General features: G+C 28.1%; 1 protein-coding gene. It reads left to right on the top strand.

From position 1 onward, the window contains the following. Positions 1-371: 371 nt before the first annotated feature. On the top strand, positions 372-554 hold the full coding sequence (locus BFA01S_RS21560; RefSeq protein ID WP_066235698.1) for a hypothetical protein: 183 nt from the start codon (positions 372-374) through the stop codon (positions 552-554). The last annotated feature ends 401 nt before the right edge of the window (positions 555-955 follow it).

Below are 955 nucleotides of genomic sequence, written 5' to 3'. Positions count from 1 at the left end.
GTATGGATTGGTCATGACGATAATGAAATAAATATACCGTATATTAGATGTAACCATGAAGAATTATCTCTAAATCATCTGGTACAAATGTACAACTGGAACCATGAAAAATATAAAGAACAATATTGTATAGTATTAGAAAGATAAAGAAATAAATAATTCTTGTTGAACTAACGGGGGCTTTACTTTAACAAGTAACTAAAAGGATCTTCAATGAAAGACCCTTTTTTACTGCTTAAAATGTGAATTATGTTAACTAGATTATAAAATAATAGGTAATTTGAAAAATATTTATGTTTCAATTTCGTTACAATGGGTATATAAAGGTTTGGTGAGTATTGGATAGTGGTATATAAGGAAGTTGGGCTGCTATGGATGCATATTTAAAAAGATTTGTTGTTTATTGTCCAAACATTGATAGTGAGGTTAATCAAGAAGTTAGTTTCAGGATTGTAGATGGTAAACGAGAGTTTTATACTACTTGTACTGGTATAAAAGAGATTTGTCTTAATTGTCCTATTGTTCAATGTGATAGCAGTAAGATTGTTGATTGAAACTGGCTTGTTCTAAAGGTGATAATATTTTAATTGATATTTTAGTTATATGGATCTTGTTTATTCAAAAAACACACTCAAAAGGAGAGTGTGTTTTTTGAATAACTAAACTAACGACTTGGAGTCAGTTTAACTAGCTAATCTTAATTATAGTTTTAGCTAAGTTCATTTTTTTATACAAAAATAAGATAAGGATCTTTAGCTGAAATGTCCTTTTTACTGTTTAAAATGTTTTTTATATTAATTAGAAATGTATAGTTTTTGTATTTAAGCTTTGATAATGGGGAAGTTGGGATGGCTCGAAATATGATTTATATGATTAAAGAGGAGTGTGATTTTAGTGTAGGAGGATGGAGTTTAATGTGGATTTTAGTATCTTTATCTGAAATGAGAGTCATGTT

Source organism: Metabacillus fastidiosus NBRC 101226 (assembly GCF_001591625.1).
GTDB lineage: Bacteria > Bacillota > Bacilli > Bacillales > Bacillaceae > Metabacillus > Metabacillus fastidiosus.
Note: the sequence above shows the minus strand (reverse complement) of the source record. Positions and strands in the feature narration are given on the sequence as shown.